This is a genomic window from Leclercia sp. Colony189, assembly GCF_009740165.1.
Classification (GTDB): Bacteria; Pseudomonadota; Gammaproteobacteria; order Enterobacterales; family Enterobacteriaceae; genus Enterobacter.
The window spans coordinates 1,090,841-1,110,039 of sequence record NZ_CP046557.1; the positions used below are offsets into that span (position 1 = coordinate 1,090,841).

At 52.6% G+C, this 19,199-nt stretch carries 16 protein-coding genes; 7 read left to right on the forward strand and 9 right to left on the reverse strand.

The features are described from left to right. Positions 1 to 8: 8 nt before the first annotated feature. From GNG29_RS05140 to GNG29_RS05180, 9 genes are all read right to left on the reverse strand, one after another. The gene (locus GNG29_RS05140; protein ID WP_103178472.1) at positions 9 to 1,370 is read right to left on the reverse strand and encodes an MFS transporter; all 1,362 of its coding nucleotides are present in this window, start codon (positions 1,368 to 1,370) and stop codon (positions 9 to 11) included. Between the two features lie 226 nt (positions 1,371 to 1,596). Further along, a complete protein-coding gene (locus GNG29_RS05145) occupies positions 1,597 to 1,929 on the reverse strand; it encodes a hypothetical protein (RefSeq protein ID WP_156653997.1) in 333 nt (110 codons plus the stop codon). 241 nt (positions 1,930 to 2,170) lie between these two features. After that, the gene (gene cyoE / locus GNG29_RS05150) at positions 2,171 to 3,058 is read right to left on the reverse strand and encodes a heme o synthase (protein WP_103178474.1); all 888 of its coding nucleotides are present in this window, start codon (positions 3,056 to 3,058) and stop codon (positions 2,171 to 2,173) included. Between the two features lie 11 nt (positions 3,059 to 3,069). Then, positions 3,070 to 3,396 (reverse strand): cytochrome o ubiquinol oxidase subunit IV, encoded by a 327-nt coding sequence (locus GNG29_RS05155; RefSeq protein ID WP_103178475.1) that lies wholly within the window; start codon positions 3,394 to 3,396, stop codon positions 3,070 to 3,072. After that, complete coding sequence (locus GNG29_RS05160; RefSeq protein WP_103178476.1) at positions 3,396 to 4,010, reverse strand: cytochrome o ubiquinol oxidase subunit III; 615 nt, start codon at positions 4,008 to 4,010, stop codon at positions 3,396 to 3,398. The genes GNG29_RS05155 and GNG29_RS05160 overlap by 1 nt, the downstream gene beginning before the upstream one ends. After that, positions 4,000 to 5,991, reverse strand: coding sequence for a cytochrome o ubiquinol oxidase subunit I (cyoB, locus tag GNG29_RS05165; RefSeq protein WP_156653998.1), 1,992 nt, complete (start codon positions 5,989 to 5,991; stop codon positions 4,000 to 4,002). Before cyoB ends, GNG29_RS05160 begins: the two co-directional genes overlap by 11 nt. A 16-nt stretch (positions 5,992 to 6,007) precedes the next feature. Then, a complete protein-coding gene (gene cyoA / locus GNG29_RS05170; RefSeq protein WP_103178478.1) occupies positions 6,008 to 6,955 on the reverse strand; it encodes a cytochrome o ubiquinol oxidase subunit II in 948 nt (315 codons plus the stop codon). A 477-nt stretch (positions 6,956 to 7,432) separates the two neighbouring features. Continuing rightward, complete coding sequence (gene ampG / locus GNG29_RS05175; RefSeq protein WP_156653999.1) at positions 7,433 to 8,908, reverse strand: muropeptide MFS transporter AmpG; 1,476 nt, start codon at positions 8,906 to 8,908, stop codon at positions 7,433 to 7,435. A 43-nt stretch (positions 8,909 to 8,951) separates the two neighbouring features. Continuing rightward, a complete protein-coding gene (locus tag GNG29_RS05180; protein ID WP_103178480.1) occupies positions 8,952 to 9,530 on the reverse strand; it encodes a lipoprotein in 579 nt (192 codons plus the stop codon). A gap of 304 nt (positions 9,531 to 9,834) precedes the next feature. Between GNG29_RS05180 and bolA the strand changes: the two genes are divergently transcribed. The 7 genes from bolA (at position 9,835) to ppiD (ending at position 19,172) form a co-directional block, all read left to right on the forward strand. After that, complete coding sequence (gene bolA / locus GNG29_RS05185; protein WP_039032378.1) at positions 9,835 to 10,152, forward strand: transcriptional regulator BolA; 318 nt, start codon at positions 9,835 to 9,837, stop codon at positions 10,150 to 10,152. A gap of 331 nt (positions 10,153 to 10,483) precedes the next feature. After that, positions 10,484 to 11,782, forward strand: a complete 1,299-nt coding sequence (tig, locus tag GNG29_RS05190; protein ID WP_103178481.1) for a trigger factor — start codon at positions 10,484 to 10,486, stop codon at positions 11,780 to 11,782. 260 nt (positions 11,783 to 12,042) lie between these two features. Beyond that, complete coding sequence (clpP, locus tag GNG29_RS05195; RefSeq protein WP_032616835.1) at positions 12,043 to 12,666, forward strand: ATP-dependent Clp endopeptidase proteolytic subunit ClpP; 624 nt, start codon at positions 12,043 to 12,045, stop codon at positions 12,664 to 12,666. 127 nt (positions 12,667 to 12,793) lie between these two features. Further along, positions 12,794 to 14,068, forward strand: a complete 1,275-nt coding sequence (gene clpX, locus GNG29_RS05200; protein ID WP_103178482.1) for an ATP-dependent protease ATP-binding subunit ClpX — start codon at positions 12,794 to 12,796, stop codon at positions 14,066 to 14,068. 184 nt (positions 14,069 to 14,252) lie between these two features. Further along, a complete protein-coding gene (lon, locus tag GNG29_RS05205) occupies positions 14,253 to 16,607 on the forward strand; it encodes an endopeptidase La (RefSeq protein ID WP_103178483.1) in 2,355 nt (784 codons plus the stop codon). Between the two features lie 210 nt (positions 16,608 to 16,817). Next, positions 16,818 to 17,090 (forward strand): nucleoid-associated protein HU-beta, encoded by a 273-nt coding sequence (gene hupB / locus GNG29_RS05210; protein ID WP_002444653.1) that lies wholly within the window; start codon positions 16,818 to 16,820, stop codon positions 17,088 to 17,090. Between the two features lie 210 nt (positions 17,091 to 17,300). Next, positions 17,301 to 19,172, forward strand: a complete 1,872-nt coding sequence (gene ppiD, locus GNG29_RS05215; protein WP_156654000.1) for a peptidylprolyl isomerase — start codon at positions 17,301 to 17,303, stop codon at positions 19,170 to 19,172. Positions 19,173 to 19,199 lie beyond the last annotated feature (27 nt).

Sequence of the window (19,199 nt, forward strand, 5' to 3'; positions counted from 1 at the left end):
GCATTTTTTCAGGCTTTCAGGGCCTGTTCAACTTCAAAGCGGTTTGTCACTTTACTGTCGATTTTGACATACAAACTGCGCTCCTCAGGTACCAGTAATACCTCACTGACTCCCTCTTTGGCTTCAAGGCGCTGTTTTAAGGCATCGCTGATATTCACATCAGACGGAATTTCCACCCGCAGGCTACTGACATACTTCGGTTCTTTCATGGTGCTGGCGACCAGTAGCCAGAGGGTTGCCAGCAGCGCACCCGCGAGGAAAACGGTTTGCGAATCAAACAGGCCATCAACCCAGCCGCCCAATGACCCGCCGATTGCCACGCCGATAAACTGGCTGGTGGAGTAGATCCCCATTGCCGTGCCTTTATAGCCTGCCGGCGACTCTTTACTGATCAAGGACGGCAGCAGGGCTTCCATCAGGTTGAACGCAAGGAAGAACAGCTGCACCCCGGCAACCAGCTCCCAGAAGTGCGGGCCTGAGCCCCACAACACAATTTCCGCAATCAACAACAGAGCGACGCAGGTGATGAAGACGCGCTTCATCCGGCGCTTCACTTCGGCATAAATAATAAATGGCACCACGGAGACAAACGAGATGAGCATGGTCACCAGGTAGATTTTCCAGTGCTCGGCCGCAGGAAAACCCGCTGCGGCAAGCTGGCCGGGCAGGGCGACGAAGGTAGACATCAACAAAATGTGCAGGCACATAATGCCAAAGTTGAGCTTCAGCAGGCGCGGCTCAACCAGTACTTTGCTGAAGCAGCCTTTCACCATTCCAGACTCGCGGTTCAGCACATGATTTTTGCTGTCCGGCACTACCCATATCGTCAGGGCGATACCCAGCGTCGCCAGCACGGCAATCATCCAGAACAAGGCGTGTAACCCAAGTGCATGCGTGATAATCGGACCCAGTACCATGGCGATGGCGAAGGTCACGCCGAAGCTGACGCCAATAAAGGCCATCGCTTTGGTGCGGTTCTGTTCACGGGTCAGATCGGAAAGCAGCGCCATCACGGCGGCGGCAATGGCACCGGAGCCCTGCAACGCGCGACCGAGAATAATGCCCCAGATAGAGTGGGAGAGGGCGGCAATCACGCTACCGGCGACAAACACCAGCAGCCCGCCGACGATTAACGGTTTACGGCCGACGCGATCGGAAAGCAGGCCAAAGGGGATCTGAAATATGGCCTGCGCCAGGCCATAAATGCCGATGGCAAGGCCAATCAGCGCCTCACTTGCGCCCTGTAACGCCATACCGTATGTCGTCAGGACCGGCAGGACCATGAACATGCCGAGCATGCGCAGTGAAAAAACTGTCCCCAACCCCCAGGTCGCGCGTAGCTCGCCTGGCGTCATTTTATAATCGTTCATTACCACCTCTGTCTAAAAAGCGCGTCCAGTGTAGTGCGAGCGAGCGTGCGGGTAAACAGAGCGATGGTGAGCAAATATAAATTACATGAATGATCTGTGCTATTAAGTAGAAAACAGGGTAAACGAAAGGGGAGGGGATAGGGTGTTTGCTGGATTCGGCGACTTACGTTAATTAATGATGAACCAGAAACAGGTTGAATAACCTGTTTCTGCAGCGTTACCTATTTTACGCGTTGGCTTTTGCGAGGAAATTATTCCAGTCGCTGGCCGCGTTATTAACGAAGGTTGACCAGCTATTTCCTGCTGTTGAGACAAAACCGTTCCAGTTATTTGAACCGGTATCAACAAAAGTTTGCCAGTTAGAATTTCCCAGTACGAATGAGCCAAAAGCGATAGCGCTGTCTACCACGAAGTCAGCAAAGGCGGCACCTGCGGTGCCAACGAAAGAGCCAAAGCCGACCCCGGAGTTACAGACAAACTGGGTGAAGCCGGTCGCAGCACCGAACAGATTAAAACCACCTGAGACATAGTGCATTTCATTCAGTGATAATTCTTTCACTTTTATTTCCTTATTAAATGAAAAAGAAGGTGAGCTAAATACTCACGGCGAGAGAGTACCATCAGATAATAACAATGCGACAGTCAAAATGTAGCGAAAGGAGTTATATGTTCTTTTTTTAGCTTGATTAATATATTAAGGTGATCTGTCGTGCTGAAATAATTAATTTTTGATATGACATTAAAAAAACAGCCCGCGACCATTACGGTGGCGGGCTGTTGAGTGACGCTGTCAGGCAAGCTTACCAGACGTAAGTCAGCAGGCTATGTGAGTCCGGGACCATAAAATCTACAGACATCATGACGCTCAGCGCGGTAATAGCGATGATCGAGAAGCCGAACAGCTTACGCGCCCAGACTTTATCATCTTCAACTTTATAACCGCGCAGCGCCATGCCGAGCCACCAGACGCTGACCGCTGCAGCCACCACCAGATATTTATATCCGGCGTAACCGCCCAGTGAAAGCATCAGCGTAGCCACCGCAAAAGCGATGATGTAGAGGGTGATATGGTTCTTGGCGACAGAGATGCCTTTCACCACCGGCAGGACCGGGATGTTCGCTGCCTGATAATCCTTAAAGCGGAAAATCGCAATGGCGTAGGAGTGCGGCATCTGCCACAGGCTAAAGATAGCCAGCAGGATGAGCGCACCGCTGTCGAACTCGTTGGTGACTGCGCAGTAGCCAATCACCGGCGGCGCAGCGCCGGAGAGAGAACCAATCAACGTACCGTAGACGGAGTGACGCTTCATATACAGGCTGTAGACGCCCACATAAACCACGAAACCCATTACCCCCAGCCAGCAGGCCAGAGGGTTGGCACCGAACCACAGCAGCATAAAGCCAGCAATACCCAGCAAGGTGGCGTACACCAGCGAGACGGCAGGAGACATCAGGCCTTTTACCAGCACCCGATTTTTCGTCCTTTCCATCTTCCTGTCGATATCCATGTCGATGTAGTTGTTAAATACACAACCGGACGCAACCACCAGTGACACCCCAATCAGCGTGGAGATAAAGAGGGCGTAATCGATGCTGCCTTTAGAAGCCAGCAGGAACCCTCCGATCACCGAGATCAGGTTGCCAAAGATGATGCCTGGTTTTGTTACTTGCAGGTATTGCTTAAACATACTCGCCGCTCTTAGTGAACCATCATGTTGTAGTTGAGGTTCCACATAATCCAGATGGATCCGACTACCAGGATTGCGATGATAATCACGGTAAAGATGAATGCTGTCATATTCCAGCCTTCATCAGACTTGGTGTTCATGTGCAGGAAGCAAACCAGATGCACCAGAATCTGCACTACCGCGGTAACCAGGATGGTACCCAGAATTGCCGCGTGAGAAGCAGTACCGCTCATCACCATCCAGAACGGAATGACCGTCAGGATGATCGACAGGATAAACCCTGTCATGTAGGTCTTTACGCTGCCGTGGGAAGCGCCATGATCGTTAGAATGACTCATTACATCGCCCCCATCAGATAGACTACAGAGAACACACAGATCCAAACCACATCCAGGAAGTGCCAGAACAGGCTCAGGCACATAATACGGGTGCGGTTAGTGCTGGTCAGGCCGCGACGGGAAATCTGGAACATCAGCACTGCCATCCAGATCAGACCGGAAGTCACGTGCAGACCGTGGGTACCGACCAGCGCGAAGAACGCTGACAGGAAGCCACTGCGATCCGGGCCGAAGCCTTCCATGATCAGGTGATGGAATTCATAGATTTCCATCCCGATAAATCCAGCACCAAACAACCAGGTCAACGCCAGCCAGGAGACAACCTGGCTCTTGTTGTTTTTGTACATGGCGATAGCCGCCATGCCGTAGGTGATGGAGCTGAACAGCAGCAGGGCAGTTTCAACCAGAACGAACGGCAGCTCAAAAATGTCCTTACCGGTCGGGCCGCCCGCTGTGCCGTTCACCAGAACGGCATAGGTCGCGAACAGACAGCAGAACAGAATGCAGTCGCTCATCAGGTAGATCCAGAAGCCGAAAACTTTCGTCGGCCCTGTATCGTGGTGCGCGTGGTCATGCGCGTGGGCAGTTGAGTGCGTCAAAGTATCAGTTGCCATTTTTCAGCCCCGCTTTAGAAATCTCATCGAAATGCTGGTTTTCCAGTTTTTCGACTTCACGGACTGGTACGTAGTAGTCCACGTCCTCGTCAAAGCTCTTCACAATCCAGCTAATTACGACGCCGGCAAAGCCAACAATCGCCAACCACCAGATGTGCCAGATCATTGCGAAACCAAATACCGTAGTGAATGCGGCGATGACAATGCCCGCACCGCTGTTTTTCGGCATGTGGATCTCTTCGTAATGCGTAGGTTGCTTGTACGCTTCGCCTTTTTCTTTCATTTCCCAGAATGCGTCACGCTCATGAATGTGCGGCACAACGGCAAAGTTATAGAACGGCGGTGGAGAAGAGGTCGCCCACTCCAGCGTACGGCCACCCCATGGGTCACCGGTCAGGTCGCGGTTCAGGTTACGGTCACGGATAGAGACGTAGTACTGAATCAGCTGACATGCGATACCGCAGGCAATCAGCGCCGCGCCGCCCGCTGCAATCAGCAGCATTGGGTGGAACTGCGGATCGATCTGCTGGCTCAGACGACGGGTCATACCCATGAAGCCCAGCACGTACAGCGGCATAAACGCCACGAAGAAGCCGATAATCCAGAACCAGAACGCGCGTTTACCCCAGGTTTCGTTCAGCGTGAAGCCGAACGCTTTTGGCCACCAGTAGGTTACGCCAGCGAAGCAGCCGAAGACGACGCCGCCGATGATAACGTTGTGGAAGTGCGCGATCAGGAACAGGCTGTTGTGCAGAACGAAGTCAGCACCTGGAACAGCCAGCAGTACACCGGTCATCCCACCGACGGAGAAGGTCACGATGAAGCCGATGGTCCACAGCATTGCTGAGTGGAACTGGATACGGCCCTGGTACATGGTGAACAGCCAGTTGAAGATCTTAACCCCGGTAGGGATTGCGATAATCATGGTCGTAATACCGAAGAAGGCGTTTACGTTCGCGCCCGCACCCATGGTGAAGAAGTGGTGCAGCCAGACGATGAACGACAGAACGGTAATACATACGGTTGCCCACACCAGCGAGGTGTAACCAAACAGACGTTTACGCGAGAAGGTCGCCGCGATTTCGGAGAAGACACCGAACACCGGCAGAACCAGGATGTACACTTCCGGGTGACCCCAGGCCCAAATCAGGTTGATGTACATCATCATGTTGCCACCCATATCGTTGGTAAAGAAATGGGTACCCAGATAGCGATCCAGGGTCAGCAGCGCGATGGTGACGGTCAGAATTGGGAAAGAGGCGATAATCAGGACGTTGGCGCACAGAGATGCCCAGGTAAATACCGGCATCTTGAACATCGTCATGCCTGGGGCACGCATCTTCAGGATGGTCACGAAGAAGTTAATACCGGTCAGGGTAGTACCGATACCGGAGAGCTGCAGCGCCCAAATCCAGTAGTCAACACCTACGCCAGGACTATATTCAATTCCCGATAGCGGCGGATAGGCCAGCCAACCGGTCTGCGCGAACTCACCGACGCCCAGAGAGAGGTTAACCAGAATCACACCGACAACCGTGAACCAGAAGCTCAGGTTGTTCAGGAACGGGAACGCAACGTCGCGCGCACCGATCTGCAGCGGCACAACTACGTTCATCAGACCGATAACCAGCGGCATCGCCACGAAGAAGATCATGATAACGCCGTGGGCGGTAAAGATCTGATCGTAGTGGTGCGGTGGCAGGAAGCCTGCTTCACCCGCCGAGGCGAGCGCCTGCTGGCTACGCATCATGATCGCATCCGCAAAGCCACGAATTAACATGACGATACCGACGATGCAGTACATGATGCCGAGTTTTTTGTGGTCAACCGAAGTCAGCCACTCATTCCACAGGTAGCTCCACTTACCGAAGTAAGTGATCAGGCCAACTAAGGCCGCGCCACCAATGATAATTGCAGCAATCGTAACCATGATAATGGGTTCATGGTACGGCACTGCATCCAGTGTCAATTTTCCGAACATTTTCTTCCTCGGCCCCTTAGTGAGCGGTTTCCGCGTGGCTCATGTCCATGCCTTCCATACCTTCGTGCGAGGTGTGCTCGCCTTCAGGCTGGGTCACGTCCATGCTCTTGCCATGTCCCATAAATTTGCCAATGACATCTTTGAACAAATTCGGTTTCACGTTAGAGAAGTACTCCACTTTGTTGTATTCGCTAGGCGTTGCCACTTTTTCGAACGCAGCCATGTCAGACATGGTGTTCGGGGACTGTTTCGCTTTAGCGACCCACTGGTCGAAAGCGGCACGGTCAGGTGTGGCAATGGCTTTGAACTTCATACCAGAGAAGCCCGGACCACTGTAGCTGGCGGAGATACCGTCATAGGTGCCTGCTTCGTTGGCAATCAGGTGCAGGTTAGTCTGCATACCGGCCATCGCGTAAATCTGGCTGCCCAGACGCGGAATAAAGAAGGAGTTCATCACGGAGTTAGAGGTCACTTTGAACTCTACCGGAGTGTTCGCCGGGAAGGCGATTTCATTCACGGTAGCAATGCCCTGTTCCGGGTAGATGAAGAACCATTTCCAGTCCATGGAGACCACTTCAATGGTGATAGGTTTCTCATCGTGAACCAGCGGTTTGCTCGGCTCGAGCGAGTGAGTGGTTTTCCAGGTCAGCACGGCAAGGAACAGGATGATCAGGATAGGCACCGTCCAGACCACAGCTTCCACTTTATTGGAGTGTGACCAGTTAGGGCTATACTTCGCATCTTTGTTGCTCGCACGATACTTCCAGGCAAAACCAATAGCCATCAAAATGGCAGGAATAACGACGATCATCATCAGGCCGAAAGCCGTCAGAATCAGGGAACGTTGTTCCAGTCCAATCTGTCCTTTGGGGTCCAGAAGCGCAGAATCACAGCCACTGAGTAATACAGTGCCTGCAATTAACGACAACCAGCCCAAACCTTTATTGTATTTCCTAAGTGTCATTTAACGACCTCAATTCCACGGGGACCTTGGTGGCGTTTAAAGTGTGGGGGCATTTTACGGGAAGGTTACATTACTGTAAACATGATTAGGACTGTGTCAGTAACGTGTTACCGGGTTCTGCCAGATAAGTCACACATGTTGCAAAGTATAGCCAATCCTGGACAGGAGTCCCGCCATTCGCGGCTTATAACGAATCCAGTCCTGTCGGGAGGGGAAAGGGGGTAATTGGTATAACCATTGCGGAAAAGACACAAATAATTAACAAATAATTTTCAATAAAAAGACAATTAAAAAACGGAAAATTAATCTTTCGGTTGCTGAATCGGTTAAAGGAAAATAGGGTTTATTACCGCTTCCAATAATTTCCGGAATTCTAAGAAGCACGAAACAACAAATATTATTTTGACCGGGACAGATTTATTCGCCGTTATAATTTCACAAGGTGATTACAACGGCAAATAACCGTTTTTTATCATTTTACGCCGTTTGGGTTTTACGCATGGCCAGATAATCGAGAAGCGCACCGGTTACGATCCCGACCATCGCCAGTAGCGCACCCACATCAAGCAGCAGCAGGGTAAACGGCAGATCGAGCGTGGTTGTGGCATTCACGATCGCCGCGACAAGCCACAGCGCCAGCATCAGAGATCCCGCAAGTAAGATTCTTAAGGCGAAGCGATAGGCGGACGAGTAGAGCGTTCTTTCCATAAAGTGTTCGGTTTGCTGGGTATATTCCAGCGAACGGCGGCATAGTAATAACAGGAGCAGCCCAGGAATGGCTGCAAACACAGAGAACAGATAGAACTCCGCCCAGCCGTGCGTTTCAACAAACCAGCCCGCGATAGGGCCAACATAGACCCGACCCACCGCAGAGAGGGCCGAGAGCAGGGCGAACTGCGTGGCGGAGAACGATTTATTGCACAAGGTCATCAGCAGCGCGACAAACGCGGCTGTCCCCATCCCACCACACAGATTCTCGAAGAACACCGCCGTCGCCATGCTGAGCATATGCTTATCGGTGATGGAGAGCAGCCAGTACCCGGCGTTTGAAACCCCCTGCAGAATGCCGAAAATCAGCAGGGCACGGAACAGGCTTAAGCGCTGCATCAGCACGCCGCCGTAGAGCGCGCCGATAATGGTGGCAATCAGCCCCAGCGTTTTGTTAACGACCCCCACTTCACCAGCATTGAAGCCCACACCACGTATCAGGAAGGTGGTGGTCAGGCTCATCGCAAACGCATCGCCAAGTTTGTACAACACAATCAACAGCAGAATGAGCCAGGCGTTGTTACGGCCAAAAAAGTCGCGCAACGGTTCAGCCACAGCCTGCTCAAGGGAGCGGGGGACCGGAATCACATCGCTCGGTTCCGGAGCAAGAATTGTGGCGATCATGCAGGGAATAAGCAGGATGGCCATCAGCCAGTACATTCCCTGCCAGCCGAGGTATCTGTCCGCCAGCCACAGGGCCAGCCCGCCTGAGACCAGCATGCCCAGACGGTAACCCAGCACGCTGATGGCGGCCCCGGCGCCGCGCTCTTCGGCTGAAAGCACGTCCGTTTTCCAGGCATCAAAAACGATATCCTGCGACGCAGAGCAAAACGCGATCACTACTGCCAGCGCAGCCATCCAGCGCAGCTGTGACGCAGGCTCAAGAAAGCCCATGGCGGCAATCGCCAGCAGCAGCATCGCCTGGGTCATCAGCAACCAGCCACGACGTCTGCCGAGGAAAGGCGGCGTGTAGCGGTCCATCATGGGTGACCATAAAAACTTAAAGACATAGGCCTGACCGACCAGCGAGAAGAAGCCGATGGTTTTAAGATCGATATTTTCGACAGTCATCCACGCCTGTAGCGTGCCGGATGTCAGGGCAAGGGGTAAACCGGAGGCAAAACCGAGGATCAGCAAGATAGCTGATTTAGGCTGCTGGAAAATGCGTAAGTAGTGACTGGACATGAGGTAAAACTGACCCGACCGGAGGCCGGGTCAGCAGGCAGACTTAACGTGCGTTCTGCTTGATGAATTCGTGAATGCTGGTGTCCTGCGCCATATCGGCGATGGTGTCGGTCAGCACGCTGTTAACCGCGTTAGCAATATTCTGGTTAGAGGCCTGGAACGCACCTTCAACAGAGTAGCTTGCACGGTAGTTTTTGTTCATCTTGTTGCCGTTCTTCGCGGTAGCGATGATGGCGATATCGGCTTTGGTGGCGATGTTATAGCGCACGTTGCCCTGAGAGACGTCGGCGTACAGGTTGTTCACGATGATCTGCAGATCCACCGCACCGCTTGGGCCGACCATATAACCGCGAGCGGTCATCTGCTTCTCAAGCACTTCCTGCAGCAGGAAACGCAGATCGCGGGAGGCGGTCAGGGTTACGACCTGGTTGTCACGGGTAACTTTCGCCAGCGCCTGGTCGCGACGCTGGTCTGCGCCGTTAATGCTTACGGTCACGCCCATCAGGCTTGGATCCTGTTGTGGCAGGGTGATCTTTGGCGAAACATCAATGGTGGTTGGCGGGGTCGCGCAGCCAGCCAGCATAAACAGGGCGACTAAAGGGAAAAAGAGTTTTTTTAACATGTTCAGGCTCTCAACGAATCGTAAGCATATAGAGATAAAAATTGCCGCCATCATAACATCGCCAACGGCAAGGGGAAGTGGTCAACGCATGTAAATTCATCGCCTTGTCTGAAAACTAACCACCTGAAACGCTTTTCCGTTATTCGAACGACAAAACGACGCTTCCCTTATAGGACTTCATACGGTTGAATGAGAAAATCAGACGAAAGCTAAATTTTTGTTGTCTTGTTGTTATGCAAGCGGTAAAAGCGGCTAACATTTAAAGGGATGGGTGACATCTCAGCGTTGTCGGAGGAGTAATTTCATGATGATACGTGAACAGATTGAAGATAAGTTAAGGGCGGCGTTTGAACCTGTGTTCCTTGAAGTCGTCGACGAAAGCTATCGTCATAACGTACCGGCAGGCTCTGAGAGCCACTTTAAGGTGGTGCTGGTCAGTGACCGTTTCGCTGGCGAGCGTTTTCTCAACCGTCACCGTATGATCTACGGAACCTTGACGGAAGAGCTCTCGACCACGGTCCATGCGCTGGCGCTCCACACTTATACAATCAAAGAGTGGAAAGGGTTACAGGATACGATTTTCGCATCGCCACCGTGCCGGGGAGCCGGGACGATCGCCTAATAAATCCTGTTTGCAACAGCAGGAGCTTTTCCAGTATGTTGCATAAAGATTACGTCAAAGCGGCCTGCGGGCCGTTTTGTTTTGTCCGGGTTTTGAGCCGGTGGCGCGATTTTAAGGCTAAAAATAGCCTTAATTTGTGAAAAAAGCCGCAGCAACATACGCCAACCGTTCTCGACTCACTAAAGTGATGCCGCTATAATGCCGCGTCTTAATGAATGTCTTCGGGATGATTCTGGCGACAGGGAATGTGAATCTGCTACAAGAGAGCATCCCGGTATTGCGAGGCAAATTCAGAGTTGACCGAGCACTGTGATTTTTTTGAGGTAACAAGATGCAAGTTTCAGTTGAAACCACTCAAGGCCTTGGCCGCCGTGTAACGATTACAATCGCTGCTGACAGCATCGAAAACGCTGTAAAAAGCGAGCTGGTCAACGTAGCGAAGAAAGTCCGTATTGACGGCTTCCGTAAGGGCAAAGTACCGATGAATGTCGTTGCTCAGCGTTATGGCGCTTCTGTTCGCCAGGACGTGCTGGGTGACCTGATGAGCCGCAACTTTGTTGACGCGATCATCAAAGAAAAAATCAACCCAGCCGGTTCCCCGACCTATGTTCCGGGTGAATACAAACTGGGCGAAGACTTCACCTACGCAGTAGAGTTCGAAGTCTATCCTGAAGTTGAGCTGAAAGGCCTGGAAACGATTGAAGTTGAAAAACCTGTCGTTGAAGTGACTGAAGCTGACGTTGACGGCATGCTGGACACCCTGCGTAAGCAGCAGGCGACCTGGAAAGACAAAGACGGCGCTGCTGATGCAGAAGACCGTGTCACCATCGACTTCACCGGCTCTGTAGACGGCGAAGAGTTCGAAGGCGGTAAAGCGTCTGACTTCGTACTGGCGATGGGCCAGGGTCGTATGATCCCAGGCTTCGAAGACGGTATCAAAGGCCACAGCGCTGGCGAAGAGTTCACCATCGACGTGACCTTCCCGGAAGAGTACCACGCTGAAAACCTGAAAGGTAAAGCGGCTAAGTTTGCCATTACCCTGAAGAAAGTCGAAGACCGCGAGCTGCCAGAACTGACTGAAGATTTCATCAAACGTTTCGGCGTTGAAGATGGTTCTGTTGAAGGTCTGCGTGCAGAAGTGCGTAAAAACATGGAGCGCGAGCTGAAAGGCGCCGTGCGTAACCGCGTGAAGTCTCAGGCTATCGAAGGTCTGGTTAAAGCTAACGAGATCGAGATCCCGTCTGCCCTGATCGACAGCGAAATCGACGTTCTGCGCCGTCAGGCTGCACAGCGTTTCGGTGGCAACGAGAAGCAAGCGCTGGAGCTGCCACGCGAGCTGTTCGAAGAGCAGGCTAAACGCCGCGTTGTCGTTGGTCTGCTGCTGGGCGAAGTGATTCGTACCCACGAGCTGAAAGCTGACGAAGAGCGTGTTAAAGGTCTGATCGAAGAGATGGCTTCTGCCTACGAAGATCCGTCAGAAGTTGTTGCTTTCTACGGCAGCAACAAAGAGCTGATGGAAAACATGCGCAATGTCGCCCTGGAAGAGCAGGCTGTTGAAGCGGTTCTGGCCAAAGCGAAAGTGTCCGAAAAAGCCACTTCTTTCAACGAACTGATGAACCAGCAGGCATAATTCTGCCCGCTTTGTTTAAAGTTTGAGCAAAAAACCCGTTGCCTTTCGGCGGCGGGTTTTTTTTATCACAGTTATAAATCACGAAGCGTGATAAAACGCCTTTTCAGTGTTAGCGTTACAACAAAAGATTGTTATGCTTGAAATAGGGCTGAGCCATCCCCATTAGTGGGGAAGCAGTATCAAAGAGACTGGCTGATAATCCGTCCGCAAGGTTACAATCAGTACAGCAGGTATTTTCATTTTTTATCCAGGAGACGGAAATGTCATACAGTGGCGAACGAGATAACTTTGCACCCCATATGGCGCTGGTGCCAATGGTTATTGAACAGACCTCTCGCGGTGAACGTTCTTTTGATATCTACTCCCGTCTGCTTAAAGAGCGCGTTATCTTCATGACCGGCCAGGTGGAAGACCACATGGCGAACCTGATCGTGGCGCAGATGCTGTTTCTGGAAGCGGAAAACCCGGAAAAAGACATTTACCTGTACATTAACTCCCCGGGTGGCGTTATCACCGCCGGGATGTCCATTTACGATACCATGCAGTTCATCAAGCCTGATGTGAGCACCATTTGTATGGGCCAGGCGGCATCGATGGGCGCATTCCTGCTGACCGCAGGGGCGAAAGGCAAGCGCTTCTGCCTGCCGAATTCGCGCGTTATGATCCACCAGCCGCTGGGCGGATACCAGGGCCAGGCGACAGACATTGAGATTCACGCCCGTGAAATTCTGAAAGTTAAAGGGCGTATGAATGAACTTATGGCTCACCACACGGGTCAATCACTTGAGCAGATCGAGCGTGATACCGAGCGCGATCGCTTCCTGTCCGCACCAGAGGCAGTTGAGTACGGCTTAGTCGACTCCATTTTGACCCATCGTAATTGATGCCCACGACGCGGGTGTGCCGCTATACTATGGTAGGGCGGCACTTTGCTTACGAGCAGCTTGCGTCTGAGAATGGCATTTGCGTCGTCATGTGCGGCACAAAGAACTTAAAAAGAGGTTTTGACTCATGACAGATAAACGCAAAGATGGATCGGGCAAACTGCTTTACTGCTCTTTTTGCGGCAAAAGCCAGCATGAAGTGCGCAAACTGATTGCCGGGCCATCCGTGTATATCTGCGACGAATGTGTCGACTTATGTAACGACATCATCCGCGAAGAGATTAAAGAAGTCGCACCACACCGCGAGCGCAGCGCGTTACCGACCCCGCATGAGATTCGTCATCATCTTGACGACTATGTCATCGGCCAGGAACAGGCGAAAAAAGTGCTGGCAGTGGCGGTGTACAACCACTACAAACGTCTGCGTAACGGGGATAACAGCAACGGCGTTGAGCTGGGCAAAAGTAACATTTTGCTGATCGGCCCAACCGGTTCCGGTAAAACCCTGCTGGCAGAAACGCTGGCACGTCTGCTGGATGTTCCATTCACCATGGCCGATGCCACCACCCTGACCGAAGCCGGTTATGTGGGTGAAGATGTGGAAAACATCATTCAGAAACTGCTGCAGAAATGTGATTACGATGTGCAGAAAGCACAGCGCGGTATCGTTTATATCGATGAGATCGATAAAATCTCGCGTAAATCCGATAACCCATCGATCACCCGTGACGTTTCCGGTGAAGGTGTGCAGCAGGCATTGCTGAAACTGATCGAAGGGACGGTTGCCGCGGTTCCACCGCAGGGCGGTCGTAAGCATCCTCAGCAGGAGTTCCTGCAGGTTGATACCTCCAAGATCCTCTTTATCTGTGGCGGTGCGTTTGCCGGTCTGGATAAAGTCATCGCTAACCGTGTTGAAACCGGCTCGGGTATTGGCTTTGGCGCCACCGTAAAAGCGAAGTCTGAAAAAGCGAAAGAGGGCGAACTGCTGATGCAGGTTGAGCCAGAAGATCTGATCAAGTTTGGTCTGATCCCTGAGTTCATCGGTCGTCTGCCGGTTGTCGCCACGCTGACAGAACTGAGCGAAGATGCGCTTATTCAAATTCTGAAAGAGCCGAAAAATGCCCTGACCAAGCAGTATCAGGCGTTGTTCAATCTGGAAGGTGTTGAGCTGGAATTCCGCGACGAAGCGCTTGATGCGATTGCTAAAAAAGCGATGGCACGTAAAACCGGTGCCCGTGGCCTGCGTTCCATCGTTGAAGCAGCCCTGCTTGATACCATGTACGACCTGCCTTCCCTGGAAGAGGTCGAGAAAGTGGTCATCGACGAGTCCGTGATTGCCGGTCAAAGCAAGCCGCTGCTGATTTACGGTACGCCGGAAGCGCAGCAGGCATCTGGCGAATAATTCACCAGAGCATACAAGCAGTTAATCAAAAAGGGGGGATTTAATCCCCCCTTTTATTTTTCCGTAAACATGACGTTGAATGTGTGGGAAACATCCCCATATACTGGATTACATGTTAATGGTTATGTGAAGCACAGTCTCATGACCAGCTTACCTGGCGGACACTAAACTAAGAGAGAGCTCTATGAATCCTGAGCGTTCTGAACGCATTGAAATCCCCGTATTGCCGTTGCGCGATGTGGTGGTTTATCCGCACATGGTCATACCCTTATTTGTAGGGCGGGAAAAATCTATCCGTTGCCTTGAAGCCGCCATGGATCATGATAAAAAAATCATGCTGGTTGCGCAGAAAGAAGCATCAACGGATGAGCCGGGTGTAAACGATCTTTTCACCGTCGGGACCGTGGCCTCTATTTTACAAATGCTGAAGCTGCCTGACGGCACCGTAAAGGTGCTGGTTGAGGGGCTACAGCGTGCGCGTATTACCACGCTATCTGACGATGGCGAACACTTTGCGGCAAAAGCGGAATACCTCGACTCGCCTCAGCTGGACGAGCGTGAGCAGGAGGTGCTGGTTCGCACCGCGATCAGTCAGTTTGAAGGCTACATCAAGCTGAACAAAAAAATCCCACCAGAAGTGCTGACGTCGCTCAACAGTATCGACGATCCTGCACGTCTGGCAGACACTATCGCTGCACACATGCCGCTGAAGCTGGCGGACAAACAGTCCGTGCTGGAGATGTCCGACGTTAACGAGCGTCTGGAATATCTGATGGCGATGATGGAGTCTGAAATCGATCTGCTGCAGGTTGAGAAACGCATTCGCAACCGCGTGAAGAAGCAGATGGAGAAATCTCAGCGCGAGTACTATCTGAACGAGCAGATGAAGGCTATTCAGAAAGAGCTCGGCGAGATGGATGACGCGCCGGATGAAAACGAAGCGCTGAAACGTAAGATCGACGCGGCGAAAATGCCGAAAGAGGCCAAAGAGAAAGCGGAAGCAGAACTGCAGAAGCTGAAAATGATGTCTCCGATGTCGGCTGAAGCGACCGTTGTACGCGGCTATATCGAGTGGATGGTTCAGGTTCCGTGGAACGCCCGCAGCAAGGTCAAAAAAGACCTGCGCCAGGCCCAGGAGATCCTGGATACCGACCACTACGGTCTTGAGCGTGTCAAAGACCGCATCCTTGAGTATCTTGCGGTTCAGAGCCGTGTGAATAAGCTCAAGGGGCCAATTCTCTGCCTGGTCGGGCCGCCGGGGGTGGGTAAAACCTCTCTGGGACAGTCCATCGCCAAAGCCACCGGTCGTAAATATATCCGTATGGCGCTGGGCGGGGTGCGTGACGAGGCGGAAATCCGCGGTCACCGCCGGACCTATATCGGCTCAATGCCGGGCAAACTGATCCAGAAGATGGCGAAAGTGGGCGTTAAAAACCCGCTGTTCCTGTTAGATGAGATCGACAAAATGTCGTCCGATATGCGCGGCGATCCAGCGTCTGCCCTGCTTGAAGTGCTGGATCCAGAGCAGAACGTGGCGTTTAGCGATCACTACCTGGAAGTGGACTACGATCTGAGCGATGTGATGTTCGTGGCGACCTCTAACTCCATGAACATCCCGGCACCGCTGCTGGATCGTATGGAAGTGATCCGTCTTTCTGGCTACACCGAAGACGAAAAGCTGAACATTGCCCGTCGTCACCTGCTGTCGAAGCAGATTGAACGTAACGCTCTGAAAGAGAGCGAACTGACCGTCGATGATAGCGCGATTATCGGCATCATTCGTTACTACACCCGTGAAGCGGGCGTGCGTAGCCTGGAGCGTGAAATTTCCAAGCTGTGTCGTAAAGCGGTTAAACAGTTGCTGCTCGATAAGTCGTTGAAGCACATTGAAATCACTGGCGACAACCTGCACGAATACCTCGGTGTTCAGCGCTACGACTATGGCCGCGCGGACAGCGAAAACCGCGTCGGACAGGTTACGGGTCTGGCATGGACTGAAGTAGGCGGCGATCTGCTGACCATTGAAACCGCCTGCGTACCGGGTAAAGGTAAGCTGACCTACACCGGATCGCTGGGTGAAGTGATGCAGGAGTCCATTCAGGCTGCGCTGACCGTGGTGCGCGCCCGCGCGGAAAAACTGGGTATTAATCCGGACTTCTACGAAAAACGCGACATTCACGTTCACGTGCCGGAAGGGGCAACGCCGAAAGATGGCCCAAGCGCCGGTATCGCCATGTGTACCGCGCTGGTCTCTTGCCTGACGGGTAACCCGGTTCGTGCCGATGTGGCAATGACCGGCGAAATCACCCTGCGTGGCCAGGTATTGCCGATTGGCGGTTTGAAAGAGAAACTGCTGGCGGCACACCGTGGTGGCATTAAAACGGTTCTCATTCCGTACGAGAACAAGCGCGATCTGGAAGAGATTCCGGATAACGTTATCGCCGATCTGGATATCCATCCGGTGAAACGTATTGAGGAAGTTCTGACACTTGCGCTGCAGAATGAGCCTTCAGGAATGCAGGTTGTGACCGCAAAATAGTGACCTCGCGCAAAGAGCGTCAATAAAAAAAAGGTTGGTAAGCTATTTCGGGCTTGCCAGCCTTTTTTTGTATAGCTAATTTAGATTGCTGATTGGGCCAGCCATCAACAACGGGTGTTGTAAGGTCATGGCAGGCCTGATATAACTGCTGCGCGGTCGCGTTGTGAAGGATTCAGACGCGATATAAATTATAAAGAGAGGAAGAGAAGAGTGAATAAATCTCAACTGATTGACAAAATTGCTGCGGGTGCTGACATCTCCAAAGCTGCGGCTGGACGTGCGTTAGATGCTTTGATTGCTTCTGTTACCGAATCTCTGCAGGCTGGGGACGACGTAGCGCTGGTAGGTTTTGGTACTTTTGCTGTTAAAGAGCGTGCTGCCCGTACTGGCCGCAACCCTCAGACCGGTAAAGAGATCACCATCGCTGCTGCTAAAGTTCCGGGCTTCCGTGCCGGCAAAGCGCTGAAAGACGCGGTAAACTGATCGCTTTCTTACTTCAGGGAAGTTGAAAAGTACAAGGGCGCATCATTTGATGTGCCTTTTTTGTTTGTCCAGGCCTGATTTATGTGAGTTTATGCGAGTTGTGGGCTGACAATAGCCCCGGTTTCTTGTCACAATACGTCTTTACGCGCTGCGGTCAGGATTCCGCCAGCGTCAGGTCACCAGTCACCTACAGCGGAGTGTGGTTACACCATGATGGACAGCTTACGCACGGCTGCTAACAGTCTCGTGCTCAAGATTATTTTCGGTATCATTATCGTGTCGTTCATATTGACCGGCGTGAGCGGATACCTGATTGGCGGTAGTGCAAACTACGCCGCAAAAGTGAACGACCAGGAAATCAGCCGTGGGCAGTTTGAGAATGCATTTGCCGGTGAACGTAACCGCATGCAGCAACAGTTAGGCGATCGGTTCTCTGAACTGGCGGCGAACGAAGGGTACATGAAGAACCTGCGTCAGCAGACGCTGAACCGTCTTATCGACGAAGCCCTGCTGGATCAGTATGCACGTGAGCTGGGTCTGAGCATCAGCGATGATCAGGTGAAGAATGCGATTTTCGCTACCCCTGCTTTCCAGAATAACGGCAAATTTGATAACACCCGTTATACCGCCATCGTTAATCAGATGGGGATGACGCCGGATCAATACGCTCAGGCACTGCGCAATCAGCTCACCACTCAGCAGCTTATTAACGCTGTTGTAGGCACCGACTTCATGCTTAAGGGCGAAGCGGACGAGCTGGCGACGCTGGTTGCTCAGCAGCGCGTCGTGCGCGAAGCCACTTTCGACGTTAACGCCCTGGCGGCTAAACAGCAGGCGAGCGACGAAGAGGTGAAAAGCTACTACGAGCAGAACAAAAACAACTTCACCGCCCCGGAACAGTTCCGCGTGAGCTACATCAAGCTGGATGCGGCTGCGATGCAGGAGAACGCCACCGATGCGGAGATCCAGTCTTACTACGATCAGCATCAGGATCAGTTCACTCAGCCACAGCGTAACCGTTACAGCGTGATTCAGACCAAAACGGAAGCCGACGCTAAAGCGGCGCTGGATGAGCTGAACAAAGGCACCGACTTCGCGACGGTCGCAAAAGAGAAGTCCACCGATATCATCTCTGCGAAAAACGGCGGTGACATGGGTTGGCTGGAAGAGGCCACCACCCCGGACGAGCTGAAAAATGCCGGCCTGAAAGAGAAAGGTCAACTTTCTGGCGTGATTAAATCTTCCGTCGGTTTCCTGGTGGCACGTCTGGATGATATTACCCCTGCGACAACCAAACCGCTGGCGGACGTCCATGATGAGATTGCGGCGAAAGTGAAGCAGGAGAAAGCGCTGGATGGCTTCTATGCGTTGCAGCAGAAAGTGAGCGATGCGGCCAGCAACGACAACGAATCCCTGGCGGGCGCTGAGCAGGCTGCGGGCGCGAAAGCTGTCACCACCGGTTGGTTTGATCGTGACAACCTGCCGGAGGAGCTGAACTTCAAGCCAGTGGCGGATGCTATCTTTAGCGGTGGTCTGGTGGGCGAAAACGGCACCCCGGGCAGCAACTCCGACATCATCACCGTGGACGGCGACCGCGCCTTTGTCCTGCGTGTGAGTGAACACAAGCCGGAGGCTGTTAAGCCGCTGGACGAGGTGAAAGATCAGATCGCTGCGCTGGTGAAACATAACAAAGCCGTGCAGCAGGCGAAGCTGGATGCTGAAAAGCTGCTGGCTGAGCTGAAAGCCGGTAAAGGTGATGAGGCGCTGAAAGCGGCTGGCCTGAGCTTTGGCGAGGCGAAGACCCTGAGCCGTACCGGTCAGGATCCGATCAGCCAGGCGGCATTTACCCTGAGCCAGCCTGCGAAAGACAAACCGAGCTTTGGTATCGCCAACGATATGCAGGGCAACGTAGTGATTGTGGCGCTGGATGAAGTCAAAGCGGGCACCATGCCGGAAGCGCAGAAGAAAGCGATGGTTCAGGGTATCACCCAGAACAACGCCCAAATCGCTTTCGAAGCGTTGATGAGTAATCTGCGTAAAGAAGCCAAAATTAAGCTGGGCGATATCATTACTCAGCAGTAATTACGGCGCTGGTCGCAAACTTAAGCA

What these genes read in the sequence shown, in the direction of transcription:
- GNG29_RS05140 (WP_103178472.1), bottom strand. Translation starts at nt 1,370, where the DNA reads ATGAACGATTATAAAATGACGCCAGGCGAGCTACGCGCGACCTGGGGG.
- cyoE (WP_103178474.1), bottom strand. Translation starts at nt 3,058, where the DNA reads ATGTTTAAGCAATACCTGCAAGTAACAAAACCAGGCATCATCTTTGGC.
- GNG29_RS05155 (WP_103178475.1), bottom strand. Translation starts at nt 3,396, where the DNA reads ATGAGTCATTCTAACGATCATGGCGCTTCCCACGGCAGCGTAAAGACC.
- GNG29_RS05160 (WP_103178476.1), bottom strand. Translation starts at nt 4,010, where the DNA reads ATGGCAACTGATACTTTGACGCACTCAACTGCCCACGCGCATGACCAC.
- cyoB (WP_156653998.1), bottom strand. Translation starts at nt 5,991, where the DNA reads ATGTTCGGAAAATTGACACTGGATGCAGTGCCGTACCATGAACCCATT.
- cyoA (WP_103178478.1), bottom strand. Translation starts at nt 6,955, where the DNA reads ATGACACTTAGGAAATACAATAAAGGTTTGGGCTGGTTGTCGTTAATT.
- ampG (WP_156653999.1), bottom strand. Translation starts at nt 8,908, where the DNA reads ATGTCCAGTCACTACTTACGCATTTTCCAGCAGCCTAAATCAGCTATC.
- GNG29_RS05180 (WP_103178480.1), bottom strand. Translation starts at nt 9,530, where the DNA reads ATGTTAAAAAAACTCTTTTTCCCTTTAGTCGCCCTGTTTATGCTGGCT.
- bolA (WP_039032378.1), top strand. Translation starts at nt 9,835, where the DNA reads ATGATGATACGTGAACAGATTGAAGATAAGTTAAGGGCGGCGTTTGAA.
- tig (WP_103178481.1), top strand. Translation starts at nt 10,484, where the DNA reads ATGCAAGTTTCAGTTGAAACCACTCAAGGCCTTGGCCGCCGTGTAACG.
- clpP (WP_032616835.1), top strand. Translation starts at nt 12,043, where the DNA reads ATGTCATACAGTGGCGAACGAGATAACTTTGCACCCCATATGGCGCTG.
- clpX (WP_103178482.1), top strand. Translation starts at nt 12,794, where the DNA reads ATGACAGATAAACGCAAAGATGGATCGGGCAAACTGCTTTACTGCTCT.
- lon (WP_103178483.1), top strand. Translation starts at nt 14,253, where the DNA reads ATGAATCCTGAGCGTTCTGAACGCATTGAAATCCCCGTATTGCCGTTG.
- ppiD (WP_156654000.1), top strand. Translation starts at nt 17,301, where the DNA reads ATGATGGACAGCTTACGCACGGCTGCTAACAGTCTCGTGCTCAAGATT.